At 66.7% G+C, this 24,324-nt stretch carries 21 protein-coding genes and 2 tRNA genes; 16 read left to right on the top strand and 7 right to left on the bottom strand.

Features of this window, described 5'->3' with window-relative positions; genetic code table 11:
• Window positions 1-176 precede the first annotated feature (176 nt).
• Genes GGQ62_RS13705 through GGQ62_RS13695 form a run of 3 tightly spaced genes read left to right on the top strand, consistent with a single transcriptional unit; the run spans window position 177 to window position 3,915 of the window.
• A complete protein-coding gene (locus tag GGQ62_RS13705) occupies window positions 177-1,070 on the top strand; it encodes a hypothetical protein (RefSeq protein WP_152578163.1) in 894 nt (297 codons plus the stop codon).
• Window positions 1,067-2,425: a hypothetical protein gene (locus tag GGQ62_RS13700; RefSeq protein ID WP_152578164.1), complete on the top strand. Its 1,359-nt coding sequence runs from the start codon at window positions 1,067-1,069 to the stop codon at window positions 2,423-2,425. Before GGQ62_RS13705 ends, GGQ62_RS13700 begins: the two co-directional genes overlap by 4 nt.
• Window positions 2,425-3,915, top strand: a complete 1,491-nt coding sequence (locus GGQ62_RS13695) for a hypothetical protein (protein WP_152578165.1) — start codon at window positions 2,425-2,427, stop codon at window positions 3,913-3,915. Before GGQ62_RS13700 ends, GGQ62_RS13695 begins: the two co-directional genes overlap by 1 nt.
• 56 nt (window positions 3,916-3,971) lie before the next feature.
• Here GGQ62_RS13695 and GGQ62_RS13690 read toward each other — a convergent pair.
• A tRNA-Leu gene (locus GGQ62_RS13690) sits at window positions 3,972-4,058 on the bottom strand.
• A 133-nt stretch (window positions 4,059-4,191) separates the two neighbouring features.
• Here GGQ62_RS13690 and GGQ62_RS13685 point away from each other — a divergent pair.
• From GGQ62_RS13685 to GGQ62_RS13650, 8 genes are all read left to right on the top strand, one after another.
• Window positions 4,192-5,157: a complex I NDUFA9 subunit family protein gene (locus tag GGQ62_RS13685; protein WP_152578166.1), complete on the top strand. Its 966-nt coding sequence runs from the start codon at window positions 4,192-4,194 to the stop codon at window positions 5,155-5,157.
• Between the two features lie 119 nt (window positions 5,158-5,276).
• A complete protein-coding gene (locus tag GGQ62_RS13680) occupies window positions 5,277-6,080 on the top strand; it encodes an undecaprenyl-diphosphate phosphatase (RefSeq protein WP_152578167.1) in 804 nt (267 codons plus the stop codon).
• A 147-nt stretch (window positions 6,081-6,227) separates the two neighbouring features.
• A complete protein-coding gene (locus GGQ62_RS13675; RefSeq protein ID WP_152578168.1) occupies window positions 6,228-7,649 on the top strand; it encodes an NAD(P)-dependent oxidoreductase in 1,422 nt (473 codons plus the stop codon).
• A 14-nt stretch (window positions 7,650-7,663) separates the two neighbouring features.
• Window positions 7,664-8,248, top strand: a complete 585-nt coding sequence (locus tag GGQ62_RS13670) for a DUF2059 domain-containing protein (protein WP_152578169.1) — start codon at window positions 7,664-7,666, stop codon at window positions 8,246-8,248.
• A 30-nt stretch (window positions 8,249-8,278) separates the two neighbouring features.
• Window positions 8,279-8,902 (top strand): DUF2059 domain-containing protein, encoded by a 624-nt coding sequence (locus GGQ62_RS13665; protein WP_152578170.1) that lies wholly within the window; start codon window positions 8,279-8,281, stop codon window positions 8,900-8,902.
• A gap of 10 nt (window positions 8,903-8,912) precedes the next feature.
• Window positions 8,913-13,484 (top strand): glutamate synthase large subunit, encoded by a 4,572-nt coding sequence (gltB, locus tag GGQ62_RS13660; protein WP_152578171.1) that lies wholly within the window; start codon window positions 8,913-8,915, stop codon window positions 13,482-13,484.
• 90 nt (window positions 13,485-13,574) lie between these two features.
• Complete coding sequence (locus tag GGQ62_RS13655) at window positions 13,575-13,880, top strand: hypothetical protein (protein ID WP_152578172.1); 306 nt, start codon at window positions 13,575-13,577, stop codon at window positions 13,878-13,880.
• Window positions 13,881-13,932: 52 nt separating this feature from the next.
• On the top strand, window positions 13,933-14,598 hold the full coding sequence (locus GGQ62_RS13650; protein ID WP_152578173.1) for a glutathione S-transferase family protein: 666 nt from the start codon (window positions 13,933-13,935) through the stop codon (window positions 14,596-14,598).
• A gap of 12 nt (window positions 14,599-14,610) precedes the next feature.
• On the opposite strand, the gene ccmI is transcribed toward GGQ62_RS13650, so the two are convergent.
• The 5 genes from ccmI to dnaN all read right to left on the bottom strand — a co-directional run bounded on the left by ccmI (window position 14,611) and on the right by dnaN (window position 20,066).
• Window positions 14,611-15,870, bottom strand: a complete 1,260-nt coding sequence (ccmI, locus tag GGQ62_RS13645) for a c-type cytochrome biogenesis protein CcmI (protein WP_152578174.1) — start codon at window positions 15,868-15,870, stop codon at window positions 14,611-14,613.
• 8 nt (window positions 15,871-15,878) lie between these two features.
• A complete protein-coding gene (locus GGQ62_RS13640) occupies window positions 15,879-16,322 on the bottom strand; it encodes a cytochrome c-type biogenesis protein (RefSeq protein ID WP_152578175.1) in 444 nt (147 codons plus the stop codon).
• Window positions 16,319-16,861 (bottom strand): DsbE family thiol:disulfide interchange protein, encoded by a 543-nt coding sequence (locus GGQ62_RS13635; protein ID WP_152578176.1) that lies wholly within the window; start codon window positions 16,859-16,861, stop codon window positions 16,319-16,321. The genes GGQ62_RS13640 and GGQ62_RS13635 overlap by 4 nt, the downstream gene beginning before the upstream one ends.
• A gap of 4 nt (window positions 16,862-16,865) precedes the next feature.
• The gene (locus tag GGQ62_RS13630) at window positions 16,866-18,851 is read right to left on the bottom strand and encodes a heme lyase CcmF/NrfE family subunit (RefSeq protein ID WP_152578177.1); all 1,986 of its coding nucleotides are present in this window, start codon (window positions 18,849-18,851) and stop codon (window positions 16,866-16,868) included.
• 102 nt (window positions 18,852-18,953) lie between these two features.
• Complete coding sequence (gene dnaN / locus GGQ62_RS13625) at window positions 18,954-20,066, bottom strand: DNA polymerase III subunit beta (RefSeq protein WP_152578178.1); 1,113 nt, start codon at window positions 20,064-20,066, stop codon at window positions 18,954-18,956.
• Window positions 20,067-20,167: 101 nt separating this feature from the next.
• Between dnaN and GGQ62_RS13620 the strand changes: the two genes are divergently transcribed.
• From GGQ62_RS13620 to rlmB, 5 genes are all read left to right on the top strand, one after another.
• On the top strand, window positions 20,168-20,791 hold the full coding sequence (locus GGQ62_RS13620) for a histidine phosphatase family protein (protein WP_152578179.1): 624 nt from the start codon (window positions 20,168-20,170) through the stop codon (window positions 20,789-20,791).
• Between the two features lie 84 nt (window positions 20,792-20,875).
• The gene (locus GGQ62_RS13615; RefSeq protein WP_152578180.1) at window positions 20,876-21,934 is read left to right on the top strand and encodes a GGDEF domain-containing protein; all 1,059 of its coding nucleotides are present in this window, start codon (window positions 20,876-20,878) and stop codon (window positions 21,932-21,934) included.
• Between the two features lie 74 nt (window positions 21,935-22,008).
• Window positions 22,009-22,094 (top strand) — tRNA-Tyr (locus GGQ62_RS13610).
• A 110-nt stretch (window positions 22,095-22,204) separates the two neighbouring features.
• Complete coding sequence (locus tag GGQ62_RS13605) at window positions 22,205-22,744, top strand: hypothetical protein (protein WP_152578181.1); 540 nt, start codon at window positions 22,205-22,207, stop codon at window positions 22,742-22,744.
• Between the two features lie 49 nt (window positions 22,745-22,793).
• Window positions 22,794-23,552, top strand: a complete 759-nt coding sequence (gene rlmB / locus GGQ62_RS13600; protein ID WP_152578182.1) for a 23S rRNA (guanosine(2251)-2'-O)-methyltransferase RlmB — start codon at window positions 22,794-22,796, stop codon at window positions 23,550-23,552.
• A gap of 4 nt (window positions 23,553-23,556) precedes the next feature.
• On the opposite strand, the gene GGQ62_RS13595 is transcribed toward rlmB, so the two are convergent.
• A complete protein-coding gene (locus GGQ62_RS13595; protein WP_152578183.1) occupies window positions 23,557-24,303 on the bottom strand; it encodes a sulfite exporter TauE/SafE family protein in 747 nt (248 codons plus the stop codon).
• Between the last annotated feature and the right edge of the window lie 21 nt (window positions 24,304-24,324).

Below are 24,324 nucleotides of genomic sequence, written 5' to 3'. Positions count from 1 at the left end.
TTCCGCAGGTCGTCGCATCCGATCGCTGCGCGCATCTTCGGAAGTAATGCTTTCGATCTTGTCTTGTCCAAGAACAGTTTCAGACATGCCAAAGGTCATATGTCTACACCATGGTGCATGCACCGCGACATTGACGGAAAACTCCCATTGGGATAGATTTTTGCAAGGGGAGCGAAATGATGCACAACGAGTCGACACTCGGATTGCGGCGTTCGAAGGTCGCGATTGCCTGTATTGTCCTTGGCTGGCTTTGTGCTTCATCGGTGGCGGCGCTGTCGCAGCCCGCAACCAACTTCAAGGATTATCGCAAGTCGATCCAGAAACTTGGCCTGACGCCGCTGATCCCCGCCAGCACGAGCTTCGAGCCCGGCTACATCTACCGCCTGCAGCGCAATATCGACGGCAATGTCTTCCAGAAATCGGTCTGCAGGCAGGCGTTCACGGCGCCCCCGGTGAGCAGCACCCTGTCCTTTCCCGACGAGACGGTGGCGCGCGAAAAAGGCTTCGACCTGTCGCTGAAGTTCCTGCCGCCGGTGCTGGGGGACAAGATCAAGGCCGCGCTCGGTGTCAATCTCAACCAGATTTCCAACGTGTCCATCAGCATTCCCAAGGCGACGCAGCTGGAAATCGCCCAGCCGGTCGCGCTCGACCCCAGGACGGGCAAGAAGGTGTGGCGGACGCTGACGGCCGATTGCGCCGAGATCTTGCAGAGCCGGCCGCGCAACGCGGACGGCACCTTCCGGATTCCGATCTACATGGTGATCAGCGCGGTTTCACCCGAAACGATGAAGTTCGTGCTCAACCAGAAAAGCGGCGCCAAGCTGTCGCTCGACGCCGATGCCGCCGATACCATCGCTGCCGGCACCGGCATGAAATTGTCGGGCCAGACCGACCAGTCGTTCGTGCTGGCGCGTGCCGACAAGGCGCCGCGCCAGTTCGTTGCCGCCAATATCGTCCGGCTGGAAACCGCCGATCCCAACACCGAAGTGTCGTCGACACCGACCTATGAACTCGGCTGGAAGCCCGTATCGGACGATGCCCCGGTGTTCGCGACGACGGAGCCGATGTGAAGACGGCGCCGGCCATGCTGCTGATGGCAGCGGCGCTGGCGCCAACGGCCTTGTCCGCCGCTGATCAGGAGCCGTGCGGTCCCGGCCGCGCGCCCGGCCGGCACCTTTACGCCTTTGCTTATTTCTACAATGGCGCGCCCGATGCGCCGACCGCGCGCGTCATTGGCAACGCCTTTGCCATCCACGCCGTGGCGCTGAGCGCCTGCAACCCGGATGCCGACTGCGAGACCACCGGCCGATCACGGTGGCGGATTCTGTTTGCGACGGCAGCCCATGTCGTCAGGGATGTTTGTGCCCTGAACAAGGCAAAGCCGGGAAAAATAGAGCTCGTCGTTCCGGCGCGGCCCATGGAAAGTTCTACCAGCTATCGCGCCAGTATCGACTCTGCTTTCTGCGATGCCAACGCCGAGGCCGAGAATTACAGCAACGATCTACTGACGATCACGCGCGACGACGGCCGCGCCACCAATGCCAAGACGTTGAACGACGACGATATCCGCAAGAATTCCGACCAGTGGTTCTTCGCCGCCGATATCGAAACGCCGGACAATGACATTGTCCTGCCCGTCATGATCGGCCCGCTGCGCAAACCCCCGACGAAGTCCGACCCTATTCCCCTTCGTTCCTACGCCTTCCAGAACGCGCCGGTCGAAGGCGGAAAGCCTGTGGAGGAAGGCGTCTGGTGGACCGAATCGGGCCGCGACTATGGCTTTGTCGCCGAGAAGATCAACTCTGCCTATCAGGCCAATGACTGGACGACGCTCAAGGGCGCCTCGGGATCGCCGGTGCTTGAAGTGCTGGGCAGCGACCGTCTGGCCAAGGTTCGGGCTGTCGGCATTACCACGCAGTTCGCCTATCCCGGCTGCACAAAGGCCGCCGGCGCAAGCCGCCCCGCCGATTCCGACATCGATCTCGCCTCCAGCAGCGACGAAACGGCGATGACCGTGGATGACCTGGCACGATGCCTGAACGACCCGGCGACGGGACAGCGGGCGTCGGCAAAGACCACCACCTTCATTCCGGTGCTGCGCTTCCCACCGCAGCTTCAAGCCCGGTTCGTGCAATTGAGCAGCAGCAGCGGCGGGCCGCGATCGGTCTATAGCTGGACGCGCTCCCCCGAACTGCTGATCGCGATCCGGTCCTTAATTCGCGGCCGCCAGCGCATCACGTCGCTCAACGAGCAGGAAAAAGTCGATCAGGCCATCAAGTTCCTGGCCGACGATATCCCGCCGCACGAACTGACCTTCATGCTGTCGGGCCTCGCTGCCCCCAAGAACGCCCGACAGGCCATTCCGCTCGATTTCCTGTCGGTGAGCGGTTGCCGGCGGATCGAGCCGATGGGCAGCGGCCGGTGATGCGCCGGGCCGTCCTGGGATTGGCGCCGGCGGTGCTGTCGGCAGCAGCAGCGGCGGCTCCGGGCCCCGACCCCGCCCGACAGATCGCCGCCAGGCCGGTCGCCGCCTCGGTCGCCGGCGACCCCAGCTGCAACATGACGACCGTGCCGCTGCGGGCCGGGGGCGCCGGCGCACAGGTCGCCACCGGCACCCTTCAGGACCAGGCCGGCACGCTGGTGCGGGACGGGGTGGCTGCGATGCGTCTTGCCGGCAAACCCGGACTGGTGATGGTCGACGCGCGCTGGACCGATCCGGCGCGCACCACTGGCCCCGATATCGAGATCCTGCGCTGCGAAAGCGGCGCTGCCGACGCGGCCGTGCCACCGCGCCGGCCGGGCCGGGCCGCCGCTTCGGCACAGGCGGTAGAGGTCGACGGCATGATCGCCGCTGCGGCCCCGCGCCCGCGCCGGCTCGACCGGTCGTACGACCGCAATGTCGCCGAAGCCGGCGCCCCGGGCCGCAGCCGCGCAGCGCTGATGCTGGCCGACCAGGGCGACTATATCGTGCTGGTCGGCGGCGCCCCGGCGGGGACCGCGTTCACCGCCGAAATATCGAGCGGCAACGACGACCGACCCGCGCTGCGCCCGCTCGAAAAACCGACCACGCGCGGATCGGTGGATGCGGACAGCACCCGCCAGCACGCATCGTTGCGGCCCTATGTGCTCCACGACCTCAAGATCGATGCCGATGGCCCGGTGCTGTTCCGCGGCACCGCCACCGGCCCGCTGTTCCTGGAAGTCGGCGATGTTTCCGACGACGCCGCCTTCGACTGGTTCGGCCTGCGCCGCGCCGGGACGACGGGCAACGCCGATGGCGAGATCGAACGGCTGATGCTGTGGCGCACCCGCATGGAGCCCGGCACCGAATCGGCGTTCGGCCTCAACCTCAAACAGGGTTCGTATCTGGTCAGGCTGCGCGGCGTGACCCCGAACAGCTTCGGCGACTACACCGTCACCATCACCACGCCGCAAGGCACCGACCTGCTGCGGATCCCCGATCCCGAAGCGGTCAAGCTCGGCGTGACTCGCGGCACGCTGGTGATCGGCGAAAGTTTCAGCCAGGACGCCGATGGCGCTCCGCAATTCCGGCCGACAAAGCTCTACCAGTTCAAGGCCAAGGCTGGCTCGGGTTATGAAGTGCGGCTGGAAAGCGAAAGCCCCGAGCTCGATCCGTTTGTCGGCGCCGGCGGCATGTTGTCGGTGCTGTCGACACCGCGCGGCAAGAGCCAGCGCACGGCAAGTGGCGAGCGCTTCTTTGCCCTGCTCGCCAACAATGACCACCCCAATGTCGCCGGCATGACCAAATCGACCGATTCCTGCCTGTTCTTCGTGCCGCAGAAGGACGGCCCGATCGTGCTCAAGGTCATTGGCACGCGCCCCAACCAGGCCGGCAGCTTCGTCCTCAGCGTTCGCGAACAACCCGCCGGCTGCCGCTCCGCACCGAAGGAATAGGCCGGGGGCGCCGTCTTTCGGACGGCACCCCCGGCGTATCGGATCTGCTTGAATGATGGTGCCCGGAAGAGGACTCGAACCTCCACGCCGTTGCCAGCGCCAGCACCTGAAGCTGGTGCGTCTACCAATTCCGCCATCCGGGCACGAAGGTAGAGGCGGGCGGTTAGGGGGCGGCGCGGGGGTTGTCAACCGGAACCGTCAGATCGGCGCGTGAAAAGTGCCGCGCGCCCGATTGCTGCGGCGACAAGCGCCGAAAGCCGCGGTAAAGGCGCTGCCATGAACGACAGTCATTTCGCTCTGGCGCCGGGCGCGCTGGTCACCGTCATCGGCGGTTCGGGTTTCATCGGCCGCTATATCGTCCAGCGGCTGGCGGAAGCCGGCTATCGGGTCCGCGTCGTCGTCCGCCACCCTGATCCGGCGCTGTTCCTGAAACCGCTCGGCGGGCTTGGCCAGATCCAGATCGTGCGCGGCGACATCGGCAGCGACGCCGGCATCGCGCGGGTGTTCGATGGTGCTGCCGGCGGTATCAACCTTGTCGGCATCCTCGATGAAAAGGGCGGCCAGCGCTTTGTCGCGGTCCAGGCCGAAGGCGCCGGACGGGCCGCCCGCGCCGCCGCAGCGGCGGGCATCACGGCCTATGTTCAGATGTCGGCGATCGGCGCCGATCCGGCCTCGGCCGTGCCCTATGCCCGCACCAAGGCCGAAGGCGAGGCGGCGGTGCGCGCGGCCATTCCCACGGCGGTGGTGCTGCGCCCCAGCCTGGTCGTCGGCCCCGAGGACCAGTTTCTCAACCGATTTGCCGCAATGGCAAAGGTGGCGCCGGTGCTGCCGGTCATCGCCGGCGACAGCAAGTTCCAGCCGGTCTATGTCCAGGACGTCGCCGCCGCTGCGGTCGCGGCGCTCACCCGTGCCGATGCCGCCGGGCAGATTTTCGAACTCGGCGGCCCCGAGGCGCTGAGCTTTCGCGCCATTCTGACGATGATCAACGCCGAGACGCGCCACAATCGCACGCTCGTCGAGGTACCGGCGAGCCTTGCCGGCTTGATGGCGCGGATGGGGGACACGCTGCCGTTCATGCCGATCACATCGGACCAGCTGGCGATGCTGAAGAAGGACAATGTCGCGAACCCGGCCCTGCCCGGCCTCGCCGCACTCGGCATCACGCCGACGCCGATGGCGGCATTCGTGCCAGCGATGCTGGAGCGCTATCGTCCCGGTGGCCGCTTCAACAAGGCCGATTGAGCGCCGGATACCGGCAGATCGTCCCAAAGCCCCGCACGTTCTTCATTTCGGCCTTGGGCTGCGCCGGTTCGGCCGCTATCGCTCTGCCCGCCGCACCGACTGCGGCTGCTGGAGTCTTGATGGAACAGTCGCTTCTCACCGTCATCCTGCTCGGCATCATCGAAGGATTGACGGAGTTCCTGCCGGTTTCATCGACCGGCCATCTCATCCTGGCCAGCGAGCTGCTCGGCTTCAAGGGCGAGGCGGAGCTGGCCTTCAAGATCGCCATCCAGCTTGGCGCCATCCTCGCCGTGCTCGTCGCCTATCGGCAGCGCTTCGGCGCCGTCATCGGCGGGCTGGCGCGGCGCGATCCGCAGGCCATCGCCTTTACCCGCAACATCGCGCTGGGCTTCCTGCCGGCCATGGTGGTCGGCGTCTTTGCCTATGAAACGATCAAGGTCATGCTCGAATCGCCGATGACGGTGGCGATCGCGCTGATCGTCGGCGGAATTGCCATCCTGGTCATCGAGCGACTGGTGCTCGGGATCCGTTATCTCAGCATCGAAACCATCCCCGGTCTCACCGCGCTGCTGATCGGCATCGGCCAGTGCGTCGCCATGATCCCGGGCGTGTCGCGGTCCGGCGCTACCATCATGGGCGGCTTGCTCGCCGGCGTCGAACGCAAGACAGCCGCCGAATACAGCTTCTTCCTCGCGGTGCCGACGATGACCGCCGCCACGGCCTATGCACTCTACAAGAACCGCGATGCACTCGCGATCGGCGACCTCACGGCGATCGCGATCGGCTTTGTCGTGTCGTTCGTCGTCGCGCTGGCGGTGGTGAAGGCGTTTGTCGCCATCGTCGGGCGATTCGGCTTCGCGCCTTTTGCCTGGTACCGGATCGTCGTCGGGTCCGTTGCGCTCCTCCTGCTTCTCAACAGATAGGGCCGATACGGATATAAAATACGCAGCGATAGCAGTTTTGAACTGGAATTGAATCAAACTAGGTCAGCATAGCTGTCGTATAACGCGTTTTCCACGTGACTCCGCCGAACGGACTGGTTAACGGCAGCGTCCAAAGGGATGCGCGCGATGGCCGATGTCAGGATGCTGAAGTTTACCGACCGGGCCCAGGCCTATCCGCCGAAGCGTGCGGCCGACGAACGCGCGCAGGATTTCCTGGAGATTGCCAGGCCCTATATCGTCGCCAAGGCCGAAGAGCAGGCCGCGCGCTGTTCGCAGTGCGGCGTGCCGTTCTGCCAGGTCCATTGCCCGCTCCACAACAATATCCCTGACTGGCTCAAGCTGACCGCCGAAGGCCGGCTGGAGGAAGCCTATGAGCTGTCCGCGGCAACGAGCACGATGCCGGAAATTTGCGGCCGCATCTGCCCACAGGACCGGCTGTGCGAGGGCAATTGCGTCATCGAGAAGGATTTCGGCAGCGTCACCATCGGATCGGTGGAAAAGTTCGTCACCGACAATGCCTGGGACAATGGCTGGGTGAAGCCGGTGCGGATCATCGCCGATCGTTCGGCGCAATCGGTCGGCATCATCGGCGCGGGCCCTGCCGGGTTGAGCGCCGCCGAATTGCTGCGCATCAAGGGGTATGATGTCCATGTCTATGATCGGCATGACCGCGCTGGCGGCCTGCTGACCTATGGCATTCCGGGCTTCAAGCTGGAAAAGCCCGTCGTGATGCGCCGGGTGCAGCGGCTGATCGACGCCGGCATCGTCTTTCACCAGGGCTTTGAAGTCGGCCGCGATGCCAGCCTTGCCGAACTGCGGGACCGCCACGACGCCATCCTGATCGCCACAGGGGTCTATGCCGCGCGCCAGGTCGATGTGCCGGGTGCCGACGCCGCCAATGTCCTCGAAGCGCTCGACTATCTGACGGCATCGAACCGCGCCGGCTTCGGCGACCGCGTGGCCGACGGCCAGCGGTTCGACGCCGCCGGCAAGCATGTCGTCGTCATCGGCGGCGGCGATACGGCGATGGACTGCGTCCGCACCGCGGTGCGCCAGGGCGCCGCCAGCGTCAAATGCCTGTACCGGCGTGACCGCGCCAACATGCCCGGGTCGGTGCGCGAGGTCGCCCATGCCGAGGAGGAAGGCGTCGAATTCGTCTGGCTGGCAGCGCCCGCCGCCATCGGCGGCGACAGCGTCACCGCCACACGGATGCGGCTGGGCCAGCCCGGCGCCGATGGCCGCCGCGCGCCGGAAGCCGAGCCGGGCGGCGAGTTCACCGCGCCCGCCGACATCGTCATCAAGGCACTGGGCTTCGACGCCGAGCCGCTGCCGGTGCTGTTCGGCGCCCCCGAACTGTCGGTGACGCGCTGGGGCACGCTGCGCGTCGACGGCGCGACGATGATGGCGTCCATCCCCGGCGTGTTCGGCGCGGGCGACATCGTCCGCGGCGCCTCGCTGGTGGTCTGGGCGGTCCGCGACGGCCGCGACGTGACGGCGCAGATCCATCGCTACCTCCGCGCCAAGGTCGAATCGGCGCAGGCGGCATGATGCGGAGATACGCGATGATGCGATCGATCGCTGCGGCGGCGGCCCTGCTGGCGGCTGGCCCGGTCCTGGCGCAAGCAGCGCCGCCCGCTGCGCAAGCCGCCGACATCGATCCGGCGCGGCTGGCGTCGGCAACGCGGTTGGTCGATGCGGTGATGCCGGCATCCCTGCGCGACAATCTGATCAACCAGACCACCGGCACGATGATGGCGAACGTCAACCGGTCGGTGCTCGATTCGCCGCAGATGACGGCGATGTTCCAGAAACAGCCGCGCGCCCGCGCCATCGTCGAGCGTTACATGGCGCAGCAAGCCGATGAGACGCGCGTGACGATGCGCGAGACCATGCCCGCGATGATGACGGTGATGGCGCGCGCCTATGCCCGCCGACTGACGGTGGCGCAGATGGAAGAGGCCCAGCGCTTTTTCGCCACGGCCGCCGGCCAGGCCTATGTGTTCGCAGCGCCTGCCGTCATGGCAGACCCCGAATTCGCCGCCCTGATGCAGACGACGATGGCCAAGGCCATGGCGCGCATGCCGGTCCGGGCCAAGGCGATGCTTGACGAATTGAAGGCGCTGGAGTCAGGCACCACCACCAACTGACCGCCTGCGGGCCTTATCGGGAATTCCACCATGTTCATTCGCCTGCTTGCCGTCGCCGCTTTCTCCACCGCCATCGCCGCGGCCCCGGCCGTTGCCCAAACGCCGGCCAAGGCACCCGCCAAGGCGCCGGCCAAGGCCGCCGCGCTCGACCCGGCCGCCGTCGCCGCGGCGCGCGCGCTGGTCCAGCAGCTCGATGTCCAGGGCCAGATCAACCGCAGCCTCAACCAGAATGTCGAGGTGATGCGGACAGGGGTCGCCATGCGGTCGATGCTGGCGCAGCAGCCCGGGTTCGCCCAGGCCTATACCGCCAACCGCGCCAAGTTCGACGCAGCGCTGAAGAACGCCGGCGCCATCCAGGCGCGGGTGGCGGAAAAGGTCATCCGCGAAAGCAGCGCGGCGATCGTCGAACAGGCCGTGCAGGCCTATGCCCGCAATTACACCGCCGCCGAGATCCAGGGGCTTTCGGCCTTCTTCAAGACGCCGCTCGGCCAGGCGCTCAACAGCCGCCAGCCGCGCGTCACCGCCGAAATCGGCGAGGCCAGCACCCGCATGATCGGCACCCGCATCGATGCCGGCATGAAGGCAGCCGCGCCCCAGTTGCAGGCCGCGCTCGCCCCGCTCAACACCCCGCCGTCCCCCGCGCCCAAGAAATAAGGCCAACGCCATGACGCCGATCCATGCCCCGTTCACCGCATCCGCTGCCGAACGCGCCCGCATCGCCGAAACCGGCATGTATCGGCCGGACATGGAATCGGATGCCTGCGGCGTCGGGTTGATCGCAGCGACCGACGGCAAGGCCTCGCGCCGCGTCGTCGTCGCCGCCATCGAGGCATTGAAGGCGGTGTGGCACCGCGGCGCCGTCGATGCCGATGGCAAGACCGGCGATGGCGCCGGCATCCATGTCGAAATCCCGATCGACTTCTTCCACCAGCACATCATCCGCGCCGGCCACAGCCCCAAGGCCAATCTGCTCGCCGTCGGCCAGGTGTTCCTGCCGCGCACCGATCTGGCGGCGCAGGAAACCTGCCGCACCATCGTCGAATCCGAAATCATCGGCTTTGGCTACAAGGTCTATGGCTGGCGCCGGGTGCCGGTGGACATCACCGTCATCGGCGACAAGGCGATGCAGACCCGCCCCGAGATCGAACAGATCATGATCGCCGGTCCGATGCCGGGGCTGGCCGGGTCGCGCGGCACCATCGAGGCGTTCGAAAAGGACCTCTACCTCATCCGCCGCCGCATCGAGAAGCGGGTCATCGAAGCGCAGACCCAGGGCTTCTACATCTGCTCGCTGTCGGCGCGGTCGATCATCTACAAGGGGCTGTTTCTCGCCGAAGAACTGTCGGTCTTCTACCCCGATCTGCAGGACGAGCGCTTCACCTCGCGCTTCGCCATCTATCACCAGCGTTACAGCACCAACACCTTCCCGCAATGGTGGCTGGCGCAGCCGTTCCGCTGCCTTGCGCACAATGGCGAGGTCAACACCGTCCGCGGCAACACCAACTGGATGAAAAGCCACGAGATCAAGATGGCGGCGGCGGCCTTTGGCGAACATTCCGAAGACATCAAGCCGCTCATCCCCGCCGGTGCCTCCGACACCGCCGCGCTCGATGCGGTGTTCGAAGCGTTCGTGCGCTCGGGCCGCGATGCCCCGACCGCCAAGCTGATGCTGGTGCCCGAAGCCTGGCAGAAGGACGACACGCTGCCCGACCACCACCGCGACATGTACGCCTTTTTCGCCAGCATCATGGAGCCGTGGGATGGCCCCGCCGCGCTGGCGATGACCGATGGCCGCTGGTGCGTCGCGGGGCTGGATCGCAACGCCCTGCGCCCGATGCGCTATTGCCTGACGCGCGACAATCTTCTCATCACCGGCTCCGAAGCGGGCATGGTCGTCATTCCCGAAAGCGCCGTGGCGATGCGCGGCGCGCTCGGCCCGGGGGAGATGATCGCTGTCGATCTGGATGGCGACATCGGCGAAAGCCCGCACTTCTACCCGGACCGGACGATCAAGGACCGGATTGCCGCGGCGCACGACTATAAATCGCTGGTCGCCGGCTTCACCACCTTCCATTCGATGGCGGGTCATGATGGCGCCCAGCCCGGCGCCACCTACGACCGCGACGAACTGCGCCGCCGCCAGGTTGCCGCCGGCCAGACGCAGGAGGACATGGAGCTGATCCTGGGGCCGATGGTGGAGGACGCCAAGGAAGCCACCGGCAGCATGGGCGATGACGCACCGCTCGCGGTCATTTCCGAAAATGCCCGCAACCTGTCGCATTTCTTCCGCCAGAATTTCAGCCAGGTCACCAACCCGCCGATCGACAGCCTGCGCGAAACCCGGGTGATGAGCCTGAAGACGCGCTTTTCCAACCTGGGCAACATCCTCGACGATGGCGCCCGCCAGGAAGGCGTGATGGTGTTCGATTCGCCGATCATGACCAACAATGGCTGGAACGTGCTGAAGCACCATTTCCGCAGCCAGGTTGCCGAAATCGACTGCACCTTCGACGTCGCCGGCGGCCCGGAGGCATTGCGTGCCGCCATTGCCCGCGTGCGGTCGGAAGCCGAGATCGCCGTGCGGTCGGGCAAGAGCCAGCTGTTCCTGACCGACGAGCACCAGTCCGCCACCCGCGCCGGCATCACCATGATCCTCGCCACCGCCGGCGTGCACACGCATCTGGTGCGCAAGGGATTGCGGACCTTTGCGTCGATCAACGTGCGGTCGGCCGAAGCGCTCGACACCCATTATTTCGCGGTGCTGATCGGGGTCGGCGCCACCACGGTCAACGCCTATCTGGCACAGGAAGCGATTGCGGACCGCCACGCTCGCGGGCTGTTCGGCGCGCTGAGCTATGAAGCGTGTGTCCAGCGCTACAAGAAGGCCATCGAGGACGGACTGCTCAAGATCATGGCGAAGATGGGCATCGCTGTCGTCTCCTCCTATCGCGGCGGCTACAACTTCGAAGCCGTCGGGCTGAGCCGGGCGTTGGTCAACGACTTTTTCCCCGGAATGCCGGCGAAGATCTCGGGCGAGGGTTTCGATTCGCTGTTCATCAACGCCCAGATGCGCCACGAGGCGGCGTTCGACGAGGACGTCGTCGCGCTGCCGATCGGTGGGCTGTACCGCTATCGCTTCAATTCCGAGGCCCATGCCTATCAGGCCAACCTCATCCACCTGCTGCAGACCGCCGTGGCGCGCGACAGCTATTCCGATTATCAGAAATTCTCGCGCGGCGTGCGCGACCAGCCGCCGATCTCGCTGCGCGACCTGCTGGATTTCGTCGACGACACGGTGCCGATCCCGATCGAAGCGGTTGAATCGCAGACCGAAATCCGCAAGCGCTTCATCACGCCGGGCATGAGCCTGGGCGCATTGTCGCCCGAGGCGCATGAAACGCTCGCCATCGCCATGAACCGCATCGGCGCCAAGGCGGTCAGCGGCGAAGGCGGCGAGGATCCGATCCGCTACAAACCCTATGCCAATGGCGACAACGCCAATTCGGTGATCAAGCAGATCGCCAGCGGGCGTTTCGGCGTCACCGCCGAATATCTTAACGCCTGCGAGGAAATCGAGATCAAGGTCGCGCAGGGCGCCAAGCCCGGCGAGGGCGGGCAGCTGCCGGGCTTCAAGGTCACCGACCTCATTGCGCGGCTACGCCATTCGACCCCCGGCGTCACGCTGATCTCGCCGCCGCCGCACCATGACATCTATTCGATCGAGGACCTGGCGCAGCTCATCTATGACCTGAAGCAGATCAATCCGCGCGCGCGGGTCTGCGTCAAGCTGGTCAGCTCGGCCGGCATCGGCACGGTCGCCGCCGGTGTCGCCAAGGCGCATGCCGACGCCATCCTGATTTCGGGCAATGTCGGCGGCACCGGCGCCTCCCCGCAGACCAGCATCAAATATGCCGGGACGCCGTGGGAAATGGGGCTGTCCGAAGTCAACCAGGTGCTGACGCTCAACGGGCTGCGCCACCGCGTCAAGCTGCGCACCGATGGCGGGCTGAAGACCGGCCGCGACATCGTCATCGCCGCCATATTGGGCGCCGAGGAGTTCGGCATCGGTACGCTCAGCCTGGTCGCCATGGGCTGCATCATGGTGCGCCAGTGCCACAGCAACACCTGCCCGGTCGGCGTCTGCACGCAGGACGATGCTTTGCGGGAGAAGTTCGCCGGCAGCCCCGAAAAGGTCATCAACCTGATGAGCTTCATCGCCGAGGAAGTCCGCGAGATCCTGGCAAAGCTGGGGGTGCGCTCGCTCGACGCGATCATCGGCCGCACCGAGCTGCTCCACCAGGTCAACCGCGGTGCCGAACACCTCGACGACCTCGATCTGAACCCCATCCTCGCCAAGGTCGATGCCCCCGACCATATGCGCCGCTTCGGCATCGCGGGGCACCGCAACGAGGTCCCCGACAGCCTCGACGGCGAGATGATCGCCGAGGCCGGGCGGCTGTTCGATCGCGGTGAAAAGATCCAGCTGACCTATACGGTGCGCAACACGCATCGCGCCGTCGGCACGCGCCTTGCCGGCGAAATCACCCGCCGCTTCGGCATGTCGGCACTGGCGCCCGGCCATGTCCACATCCGGCTGCGCGGCTCCGCCGGCCAGAGCCTGGGCGCCTTCGCCGTGCAGGGGATGAAGCTGGAAGTGTTCGGCGAGGCCAATGACTATGTCGGCAAGGGCCTTTCGGGCGCCACCATCGTCGTGCGCCAGCTGGTATCATCGGTGCTGCCCAGCCAGGACAACGCCATCATCGGCAACACCGTCCTCTACGGTGCCACCGCCGGCAAGTTGTTCGCCGCCGGCCGCGCCGGGGAACGCTTTGCCGTGCGCAACAGCGGCGCCGACGTCGTCGTCGAAGGCTGCGGCGCCAATGGCTGCGAATATATGACCGGCGGCACCGCCGTCATCCTCGGCCAGACCGGCGACAATTTCGCGGCCGGGATGAGCGGCGGCATGGCCTTTGTCTATGATGCCGACGGCAGCTTCGAAACCTGCGTCAACCGCGAAACGGTCGTCGTCAATCGCCTCGCCAGCGCCCATTGGGAAGGCGTCGTCCATGGCCTGATCACCGAACACGCCGCCGAAACGGGGTCGAAATGGGCCGCCGGCCTGCTGGCGGAATGGGACCGCACCCGCGATCGCATCTGGCAATTGTGCCCGAAGGAGATGTTGGCGCGACTGGCCGCGCCGCTCGACGATACGCCCCGCCTGGAAGCAGCGGAATGACGCAGCGACTGTGTTGGTAAGCCCATACAGTCGTTGCACGTCGACCGGACCGTCCCTATCTTGGGCGGGCAGCAACACGGCGGATGCACCATGACCGAGAACAGACCTGACCCGTTGATCGAAAGCCTGATGGCGCTCGCCGTCAGCGCCGCACCCTTGATCAAGCGCGCCCGCGATTCGGGAATGTTCAAGGCCGGCACGCGCGAGGATGTTGCCGCCGCCACGGTCGTCGATGTGCCACCGGCCGCGCCAGCCGCGCCGGCCGACGCCGACACCATGGATGCCGCCACGCAGAAAGCTGCGCTGCACGACATCATCGTCAACCAGGCGATGAAGATCGCCGCGCTCGAAGCCGAAGTTGCGCGGTTGACGGCGGCGCGCGCAAAACCATCTTAATCGCGCGACGCCCTTCCCCCACGCGCCCGAGTCGCTAAGACTAGCGACGATCATGTGGCGTCTTTTCCAATATCCCCTCTGCCCGTTCAGCCGAAAGGTGCGCTTTGCCTGTGCCGTCAAGGCGGTGCCGGTGGAACTCGTGCTTGAAAAGCCGTGGGAACGCCGGGACGAATTCGCAGCGCTGAATCCCGCCGGGCAGACGCCGGTGATGCAGAAGGGGGAAATCACGCTGATCGATAGCGCCGCGATCTGCGATTATTTCGAGGAGACCGTCGATCGCGTGCCGTTGCTCGGCTCGGGTCCCGAAGACCGGGCGGAAGCGCGGCGGCTGATCGCCTGGTTCGACCAGAAATTCTATGCCGAAGTGACGGCGCCGTTGCTGTCCGAACGCATGTACAAGCGGCTCTATTCCAAGCAGGCGCCCGATGCCGGCGCCGTGCGCACCGCCAGCCGCAACGCCGAAGGCCATCTCGACTATCTCGATTTCCTGCTCGATCGCCGCCGCTGGCTGTCGGGCCCGGCCTTCGGTCTCGCCGATATCGCCGCGGCCGCGCAGATTTCGGTGGCGGATTATCTTGGCGGGATCGATTGGGATGGCCATGAACCGGCGCGGATCTGGTATTCGGCGCTCAAATCCCGGCCGACCTTCCGCCCCCTGCTTGCCGAACGCATGGAGGGCCTGCCGCCGCCATCACACTATGACAAGCTGGATTTCTAGCGGAGCCCTGCGTCAGGCCCCGGCTTCGGCGGCTGCCGCCTTGATTCGCGCTGTCGCCGCCGCGTCGCCGGCAAAGGCCTTCAACGCATCGTCGCGCGCCTTTGCGGTGGCGGCGGGGTCACCCATGACGCCGCGGGCGCGGATCAAACGCAGCCAGCCGGCCTCGTCCTTGGGATTGGCGGCGAGCCGCGCAGCAAGGCGATCGACCATGCCGGTGATCATCGCCTGGCGGTCCGCCGGGGACATGGCCGCGGCGCCGGCGACCTGCTCGGCCGAAGGGGCCGGCGCGCCCGGGGCTGAACCGGGCACGGCCGGGCCGGCGGCGCTCGCCGCTGCACCCGCCAGCGCGGCCATCGGCGGTGCCGCCACACTGGCGCCGCCGCTCACCGGCTGCTTGATCGCCGCAAGGCGCGCCGTGACATCGATGCCGGCCGCACGCGCCGCGCCGTCGATCGAACTGCGCAACTGCGGGATCCACGGCGCATCCGCCGCCGAATCGCCGAGCAGCCGGATCCAGTCGTCGATGGCGCCCTTGCTGTCGCCACCCTGCAGCTTGGCCTGGCCGAGGAAATAGCGCGCCCGGGCATCGTTGCCGTCGCGCTTCACCGCCGCTTCGAACGCCGCCTGCGCGGCCGGCGTGACATTGCCGTTGGCAGCGAGCGTCAGCGCCTCACCATAGGCCGATTGATAGCCCTCGCCATCGGGACGCAGCGCGACGGCCTTGCCATAGGCGGTCGCGGCATCGGCGAAGCGCTCGCTCTGGAAATAGGTCCAGCCGAGCATGCGCCAGCCGTTGGGGTCCTCGGGCGTCGATTCCATGCGCTTTTCGAGCGCGGTGATCAGTCCGGCGACCTCGCTTGCCTGGGGTGCGGCGGGGGCAGCTGCCGGGGCGGCGGCGATCGTGCCGACGCTGTCGCCCATGCCGGGTTTGCCCATGCTGCTGTACAAGGCGCCGGCTGCCAGCGCGACAAGCGCCGCCAGCCCGATGGCGACGCCGGCGAGTGCACGCGAACCCAGCGAACGGGGGGCATCGTCGGGGATATGGCCGGCGGCGAGCATCCGCCGCTTGATCTCGACGCGCAGCCCTTCGGCGTCGGCGGGCGGAATGGTGCCGGCGGCAAGCTGGACGTCGACATCGGCAAGCTGGTCGCGCAAAACCGCGATCGTCGCGGTCCGGGCATCGGCGCGTGCTTCCTGCCGGCGGACGAGCGGAATGGTGAGGACAGCCGCGGCAACCGCCGTCAGCACGGTAAGAACAACCCAGAGAATCATCGGCACTTTCAGTCAGGCAGTCGGTTGATTTCGGCGATTTCGGCCGCGGTCAGCGGCGGCGTCTCGACCAGCCGCCGGCGCCGCGACCAGACCGCAAGCAGCGCGCCGCCGATGATCAGGACAGCGAAGGGCCCGGCCCACAAAGCCCAGGTCGCCGGCTCGACCGGCGGCCTGAGCAGCACGAAATTGCCGTAGCGCGAGACGATATACGCCATGATGTCGTCGTCGGATTTGCCGAGCTGCAGTTGTTCGCGCACCACGATGCGCAGGTCGCGCGCCAGCGGCGCATCGGAATCGTCGATCGACTGGTTCTGGCAGACGACGCAGCGCAGTTCCTCGGAGATCGTCCGCGCCCGGGCTTCCAGCACCGGGTCCGCCAGCATTTCGTCGGGCTGGACGGCCAGGGCGGGCATGGCAAAAAGCAGCGCCAGCAAAAACCACAGCCGCCTCATGCCTCGGCTCGCAGTTTTTCGATCAGCGGCTTGATTTCCCTGTCCCATTTTTCGTTGCTGATCGGCCCGATCTGCTTGTAGCGAACCCGGCCGCGGGCATCGACGACGAAGGTTTCGGGAACGCCGGTGACGCCCAGGTCGATCGCGGTGCGGCCGGTTTCATCGGCCGCGACCTTGGCATAGGGGTTGCCGAAGCGCGCCAGCCATGTCCGGCTGTCGACCGGCTTGTCCTTCCACGCCAGCCCATAAACCGGGGTGCCTTCGCGGGCAATGCGGGTCAGCACCGGGTGTTCCTGCGGACACGCCGCGCACCAGCTGGCGAAGACATTGAGCAACATGGGCTCGCCCTTCATCGCCGTGCTGGAAAAGCCCGGGCCGCCGCCTGGTGCCTCGGCGATGCCGGGCAGGGTGAATTCGGGCAGCGGCCGGTCGATCAGCTGCGACGGCAGCGCCTTGGGGTCCTTGGTCAACCCGATCGCGAAAAAGCCGATCAGCGCGACAAAGGCGACGACTGGCAGGATGAAGAACAGCCTGTTCAAGACCTCACTCCGCCGGGACCAGCCCGGGCGCCATCCGCGGCACCGGGCGCAGCGGCGCGCCGATGCGGAAGCGCCGGTCGGCGAGGCTTGCCGCCCCGCCCATGGCCATCATCAGCCCGCCGAACCAGATCCAGCCGACCAGCGGGTGATGGTAGATGCGCACGACGATGCCGTTGCCCCTGGCGTCGCGCTGCTCGTCGCCGATCGCCAGATAGGCATTGCCCAGGATCGACGACCCGATGCCGGCTTCGGTCGTCTGGCTGCCGCTGATCGGGTAGAAACGCCGCTCGCTCGACAGCATGCGCGGTCCGCGGCCTTCATCGACCTGGAAACGCGCCTGAATTGCCTGATAATTGGGGCCTTGCACCGGGCTGACGCCGACCAGCGTCACCGACGTGCCGCCGAGCATGGTGCTTTCCCCCGGCCGCATGACCAGGATCTTCGAGGTCGCATAGCCGCTCATCATCGCCACGCCGGCGGTGGTGACGCCCAGTCCGGCATGGGCAAGCGCCATGCCAACCACCGCCGCCGGCGTCGTGCGCACCAACCGCCACGAAAATCCGGCCGCGCCGCGCCAACGCCGCAAAAGCACCAGCACGCCGCCCAGGATCAGCCAGACGCCCAGCGCAAGCCCGAAGGCCGCGAGCGACTGTTTCAGCCCCATGGTCGCCCACAGGCCGCCCCAAACGGCCAGCGTCACCACCACCGGCCAGCGCAGCTTGGCCCAGAGCGCCGGCAGGGTATCGCGCTTCCACGCCAGCATCGGGCCGACCGTGACCAGGAGGAGCAACGGCACGGTCAGCGGCACGAAGACGAGATTGTAATAGGGCGGACCGACCGAAATCTTGTCGGTGCTGACGGCCTCCATGATGACCGGGTAGAAGGTGCCGAGGAAGACCACCGCGGTCACCGCCATCAGGAACAGGTTGTTGAGCGTCAGCCCGGCCTCCCGGCTGACGGCCGAGAACAGCGCGCCCGACTTGAGCAGCGGCGCCCGCCAAGCAAACAGCGCCAGTGCTGTGCCGGTCGAGCCGATGATCATCGCCAGGATGAACACCCCGCGTTCCGGATCGACGGCAAAGGCGTGGACCGAAGTGAGGATGCCGGATCGCACGAGGAAGGTGCCGATGAGGCTCAATGAAAAGGCCAGGATGGCGAGCAGGATCGTCCAGCCGGCGAGCGCCTGCCGCTTTTCGGTGACGATCGCCGAATGCAGCAGCGCGGTGCCGAGCAGCCAGGGCATCAGCGAGGCGTTTTCGACCGGATCCCAGAACCACCAGCCGCCCCAGCCGAGCTCGTAATAGGCCCAGAACGACCCCAGCGCGATACCGCAGGTCAGCGGCACCCACGCCGCGAGCACCCAGGGCCGCATCCAGCGCGCCCAGGCGGCATCGGCGCGGCCTTCGAGAAGTGCGGCGACGGCAAAGCTGAACGTCACCGAAAAGCCGACATAGCCCAGGTACAGCAGCGGCGGGTGGAAGACGAGGCCGGGATCCTGAAGCAGCGGATTCAGCTCGGCGCCATCGGGCGGGACCGGGTTGAGCCGTTCGAACGGGTTCGACGTGAACAGCGAAAATGCGAGGAACGCGACCGAGATCATCGCCTGGATGCTGAGCACCCGGGCCTGCAGGCTGGGCCGAAGATTGTCGCCGAAGCGGCCGATTCCGGCGCCGAACACGGCGAGGATCAGCACCCAGAGCAGCATCGACCCTTCGTGGTTGCCCCAGGTCGCCGCCAGCCGATACGGCAGCGGCTGTGAAAGCGAGGAATTGTTGGCGACAAGCGCGACAGAGAAATCGGCACGGCCGAACGACCACATCAGCGCTGCAAAGGCCAAGACGATCAACACCGCCTGCAACTGCGAAGCGCTGCGGCCGAAAGTCATCAACGCCGTGTCGCCGCGCACCGCGCCGGCCATCGGCAGGACCGCCTGGGCGATGGCGGTCAGCAGCGCCAGGATCAGCGCGAAATGCCCGATTTCGGCAATCATGCCTTGTCCCTTATCCGCTTCGCCGGGCTGGTGAAAGCTCTGCCGAGCGCATTGAACCGCGACGCCGCCCGAAAACAGGGGCGCTGGCGTCGCAGCGGCGCGTCAGACACGCATCGGCATGAGCACATACAGCGCCCGCGAATCGTCGTTTTCGCGGATCAGGGTCGGCGCGGCGGCGTCGGCGAGATGGACGTCGACCTGGTCGCTGCCGACCTGCCCCAGAATGTCGAGCAGATAGCGATAGTTGAAACCGACTTCGAATTCGGCCGCGGCATATTCGGCCGGCACCTCTTCGGCCGCCGTGCCGTTCTCGGGGCTGGTCACCGACAGGGTGACGCGGTCATGCGCCAGGGACAATTTGACGGCGCGGGTCTTTTCCGTGGTCGCGATCGCAGCGACCCGGTCGACGCCTTCCGACAGGCTTTTCGCGTCGATCTTCAGCAGCTTGTCATTGGCGGTCGGAATGACGCGGCTGTAATCGGGGAAAGTGCCGTCGATCAGTTTCGACGTCAGCGTCGCTTCGGCGCTGAAGCGGAAGCGGATCTTCGACGTCGACAGCGAAATGTCGATCGGCGCGTCATCGCCATATTCGTCGAGCAGTTTCCGGACTTCGGCGACGCATTTGCGCGGCACGATGACGCCGGGCATGTCGCGGGCGCCCTCGGGCAGGTCGATCTCGATCCGCGCCAGCCGATGGCCGTCGGTGGCGACGGCGCGCAGCTTGCCGTCGATGGCGTGGAGGTAGATGCCGTTGAGATAATAGCGTGTTTCTTCGGTGCTGATCGCGAAGCGGGTGCTGTCGATCAGTTCGCGCAGGTCCTTGGCCGGCAGGGCAAAGGCCGTCGGCAGGTCGGTTTCGGCAATCACCGGGAAATCGTCGCGCTTCAGCGTGGCGAGGCTGAACCGCGAGCGGTTGGCGACGACGGTCATCTTGTCGGCCGCGACGGCGATCTCGACCTGGCTGCCTTCGGGCAATTTGCGGACAATATCGAACAGCGTATGGGCGCTGACCGTGGTGGCCCCATTGATATCGATCGTGGCCGCGATGGTTTCGACAACCTGCAGGTCGAGGTCGGTTGCCATCAACCGCAGTCCCTCGCTGCGCGCCTCGATCAGCACGTTCGACAGGATCGGGATGGTGTTGCGCCGTTCCACCACCGATTGAATATGGGCCAGGCACTTCAACAGTGTCGCGCGTTCGACCGTCGCCTTCATTTAGCGTCCTTGTTTGCCCCAAAGCGGAGTTCGGCGCGACTATAGCGACTGGCGCGCGCGGCGGTAGTGGCCAAGTGCATGGCAGATGCTACAGATCGGCCATGGACATCATCCTCGCCCGCCACGCCGAAACCGTTTTCAACGCCGCCGCGCGCATGCAGGGGCATATGGCACACACGCCGCTCACCCGCGCTGGGATCGCGCAGGCCGAGGCAATGGGCGCGGCGCTGGCGACGGCGCTGGGCGACGCGCCCGACCGCGACCTGTGGGTTTCGCCGTCGGGGCGCACCCAGCAGACCGCGGCGATCGTCGGCGAGCATCTGAAGCGGCCGTTCTTCGATTGGCGGACCGATGCGCGGCTGCTCGAAATCGACGTCGGCGACTGGGAAGGCCGCTATTACGCCGATATCGTCGCCGAAATCGGCCCGATCGTCGATGCCGAACGCCGGCTGTTCTCGGTACCCGCCCCCAATGGCGAATGGTTTCCCGCCATCGCCGAGCGGCTGCAAAGCTGGCTGGCCGACCTCGATCCCGCCCGGCCGGTGCTGGCGATCAGCCATGGCATCACGGCGCGGGTGCTGCGCGGGCTTCTGGTCGGGGGCGCCGACTGGCATGGCGTCAAGGTGGCGGTCGACGCGCCGCAGGGAACGGTGTTCCACATCCGCGACGGCGCCGAACAGGTGCTGCTGACCGGGTCGGGCGTCCAGGGCGTGCGCACCGCCTGACGGCGCGGCACCGGAAACGCGGCCGGTACTGTTAACCACGCCCGCCGCGCGCCGTTGACCACCGCAGACAAGCGGAGGGTCGGCATGACATTTCTCGATAGCAGCATGGCAATACCAGCCGTCGGCATCGCGGTGCCGGACCCCGGCCCGATGCGCTTTTTCAGCGAGATCGGCACGCTGTTGCTGGCGCACCGGTTGCCGCCGGTCCCCGATGTCTACGACCTGCTGTGGCGTTATGTGCGCGACGATTACCATGCCCTGTCGCTGGGCGTCGACCGCGCCATTGCCGACGGCATTTTCGACCTGGCGGCCGTGTCGGAACTGCGCCGGGCCCATTGCGGCGACCTGGATGCCAGCGCGGTGACGGCGCTGGTCGAGGCGGCGCACGACCAGGCCGAGGCACTGTCGCAGCGGATCGAGAGCGGCCGCACCGATCTGGCGGATTATGGCCGCGCCATCGCCGACGGCGGCGCCCGGCTGGAAACGCCGATCGATGCCGCCGGCCTGGCCGTGCTGCTGGAGCAGCTCGGCGCCGCCACCGCGACCATCCAGGCCGCCAACGCCCGGCTAGAAGGCGAACTGGCGTCTGCTGCCGTGGAGATGCGGGGGCTTGCCGAAAGGCTGGGCGCCGCCGAACGCGCCGCGATCACCGATCCGTTGACCGGCGCGCTGAACCGCCGCGGGACCATCGAAACGCTGGAGCGGTTGCAGGCCGAAACTCGCGCCGCGGGGACGCGGCTAGCGCTCGCCATGGTCGACATCGACCATTTCAAGCGCGTCAACGACCGCTTCGGCCATGCCCTTGGCGACGATGTCCTGCGCTTCGTTGCCCGCCACCTTGCCGATTCGATCGCAGCCGGGGGCGGCAAGGTCGGGCGCTTCGGCGGCGAGGAATTCGTCGCCATGCTGCCCGGCCATGACGTGATGCGCGCCACGGCGATCATCGACAAGGCGCGGTCGCAGCTGGCCAGCCAGATCATCCGCAACGCTGTCGACGGGTCGAGCCTGGGCCGCGTCAGCTTTTCCGCGGGTGTCGCGGGCGACCGTGTCGAGGACAGTTGCGAGACACTGATCGCCCGTGCCGACGATGCGCTTTATTGTGCCAAGCGCATGGGCCGCGACCGCGTCGTGCCCGACCGATGAGCGGTGACTGCGTCAAAGCCGTTGACACCCGCCCCCCCATTCGCCACTAGGCGCGCTTCGTCTGGCGTACCCATGGAGGGGTGGCCGAGCGGTCAATGGCAGCAGACTGTAAATCTGCCGGGTTTTCCCTACGTTGGTTCAAATCCAACCCCCTCCACCACGCTTTGCCCCCGGCCGGGAACGGCTGGTCGCAATCGCAACGTTCGACTGCATCCCTTTATGGTTGCCGTGCATTAGCGTCCCGCAATCAACCAAAGCGGGAGTCTATCGATGCGCGTTTTTTCCATGTTGTTGACGGGCGTGGCGCTGGCCACGGCATCCGTCGCCACGGCGCAGGCCCCGGCCGCCGCACCCGCGGCGTCGGTCACTGACCAGTTGAAGGCCGGCGCGACCGTGTACGACACGGCCGGCGGCGAAGCTGCCAAGGTGGAATCGGTCAATGGCGACATGGTCACCGTCGATACCGGCACCAACAAGCTCGCCATTCCGGTCGCGTCCTTCGGCGCCGGGGCCAATGGCCCGGTGCTGACGACGACAAAGGCGCAGCTCGATGCCGCTGCCGGCCAGGCGGCGAACGAAGCCAAGGCAGCATTGATGGCCAAGCTCGTTCCCGGCACCGAAGTGCGCGGCCAGGCTGGCCAGACGGTGATCGGCTCGGTGAAATCGGTTGCCGGTGACCTCGTGCTCGTGACGACCCCCAAGGGCGACGTCAATGTGCCGGCGACGTCGTTCACGAACGGTCCGAGCGGCTTGTTGCTCCAGATGTCAGCCGAGGACTTCAACAAGGCCGTCGAAGCCAGCAAGGGCTGATCCGAAGGCGCCGCATGACAAGCGGGGGCTTAGCCGCTAAGCCCCCGCCATGGGACGCAGACCAGTCACGAAGAACCATGGGCCGAAGAGCACCTACCCGCGCCTGTACGGGCGCCATGCGGTATTTGCAGCGCTCGACAATCCGGAACGGGTGTTCCGCAAACTCTATCTGACGCCGGCAACTGCCAAGGTGGTTGTCATCCCCAAGGGCCTCAACGTCCAATTTGGCGACGACCATGACCTGGGTCGCCTGGTGCCACCCGACGCACCGCACCAGGGGTTCGTCCTCGAAGTCGAACCGCTGGAATCGGTCTGGCTCGGCGATATTCTCGCCGATGCCCAGACCGATGGCGCCAATCGACCGATCATCGTGCTCGACCAGGTGACCGACCCGCACAATGTCGGCGCCATCATGCGGTCCGCTGCCGCCTTCAACGCGCGGGCGCTGGTGACGCAGGACCGGCATGCCCCGGGCGAATCGGGCGTGCTCGCCCGCTCGGCGTCGGGCGCGCTGGAAACGCTGAAATGGTCGCGAGTCGTCAATCTCGCCCGCGCCCTCGACGAGATCGGCGAGGCCGGCTTCTGGCGCATCGGGCTGGATGGTGAAGCGACGGCCGACCTGGAATCGGCGCTCGCCAAGACGCAGCCCTGCCTCGTGCTGGGCGCCGAAGGCGATGGCATGCGCGCCCTGACGCGCGAACGCTGTGACCAGCTGGCACGCCTGCCGATCGCGCCGGAAATGGAAAGCCTGAACGTATCGAATGCCGGCGCCATTGCGCTTTATGCGGCGGCGCGCCGGGGGCTTTGACGGCTCAAAGGCCCGTGGCGCCGTCCCAGATCAGCTTGGCGCCGACCACCACCATCAACGCATAGATGATCCGATAGAAATTGGCGGCGTCGACTCGCCGGACCAGTCGGACGCCTGCCCATGTCGCCACGATGGCCAGCGGCATCAGCACGGCCGCCGCCTTCATGTTGGCGGCGGTGAACTGGCCGAGCGCCGCATAGGCCGGCACCTTCATCCAGTTGACGATGGCAAAGAAGATGGCGCTGGTGCCGATGAACCGGTCGCGGTCGAGCCGCATCGGCATGACGTGCATCTGGAACGGCGGGCCGCCGGCATGGGCGATCTGGCTGGTGAAACCCGATGCCGCCCCCATCAGCGCGCCGCCCCAGCGACCCGCCACCGTCGCCGCGCTGGCATCGCCGGCGCGAATGCGCTGGACCGCGAACCCCAAAGTGATCACGCCGACCGCCAGTTCGACCATCGGCACCGACACATGCGCCGCCAACAGATATCCCGCGGCGACCCCGATCGCGGCGGCCGGGAGCATCTGCATCAGCAGGGCATCATCGCGGGTGCGGTAAAAGGCCCAGACGCTGATCGCATCCTGGACGATGAGGATGGGGAGCAGGATTGCGGCCGCCTGCACCGGCGAAATCACCAGCGCCAGCAACGGCACGCCCAATATGCCGATTCCCGAAAAGCCGCCCTTGGCGAGGCCGAGCAGGATGACCGAGGGAATCGCCGCCATGTAGAACAGGGGGTCCGTCAGCATGCGTCGGCCGCTTTGCGGTGG

Origin of the sequence: Polymorphobacter fuscus (genome assembly GCF_011927825.1) — a bacterium.
In the GTDB taxonomy this organism is placed as follows: Bacteria; Pseudomonadota; Alphaproteobacteria; order Sphingomonadales; family Sphingomonadaceae; genus Sandarakinorhabdus; species Sandarakinorhabdus fusca.
The sequence above is the reverse complement of the archived record's forward strand: the minus strand, read 5'-3'. Positions and strand labels throughout refer to the sequence as shown.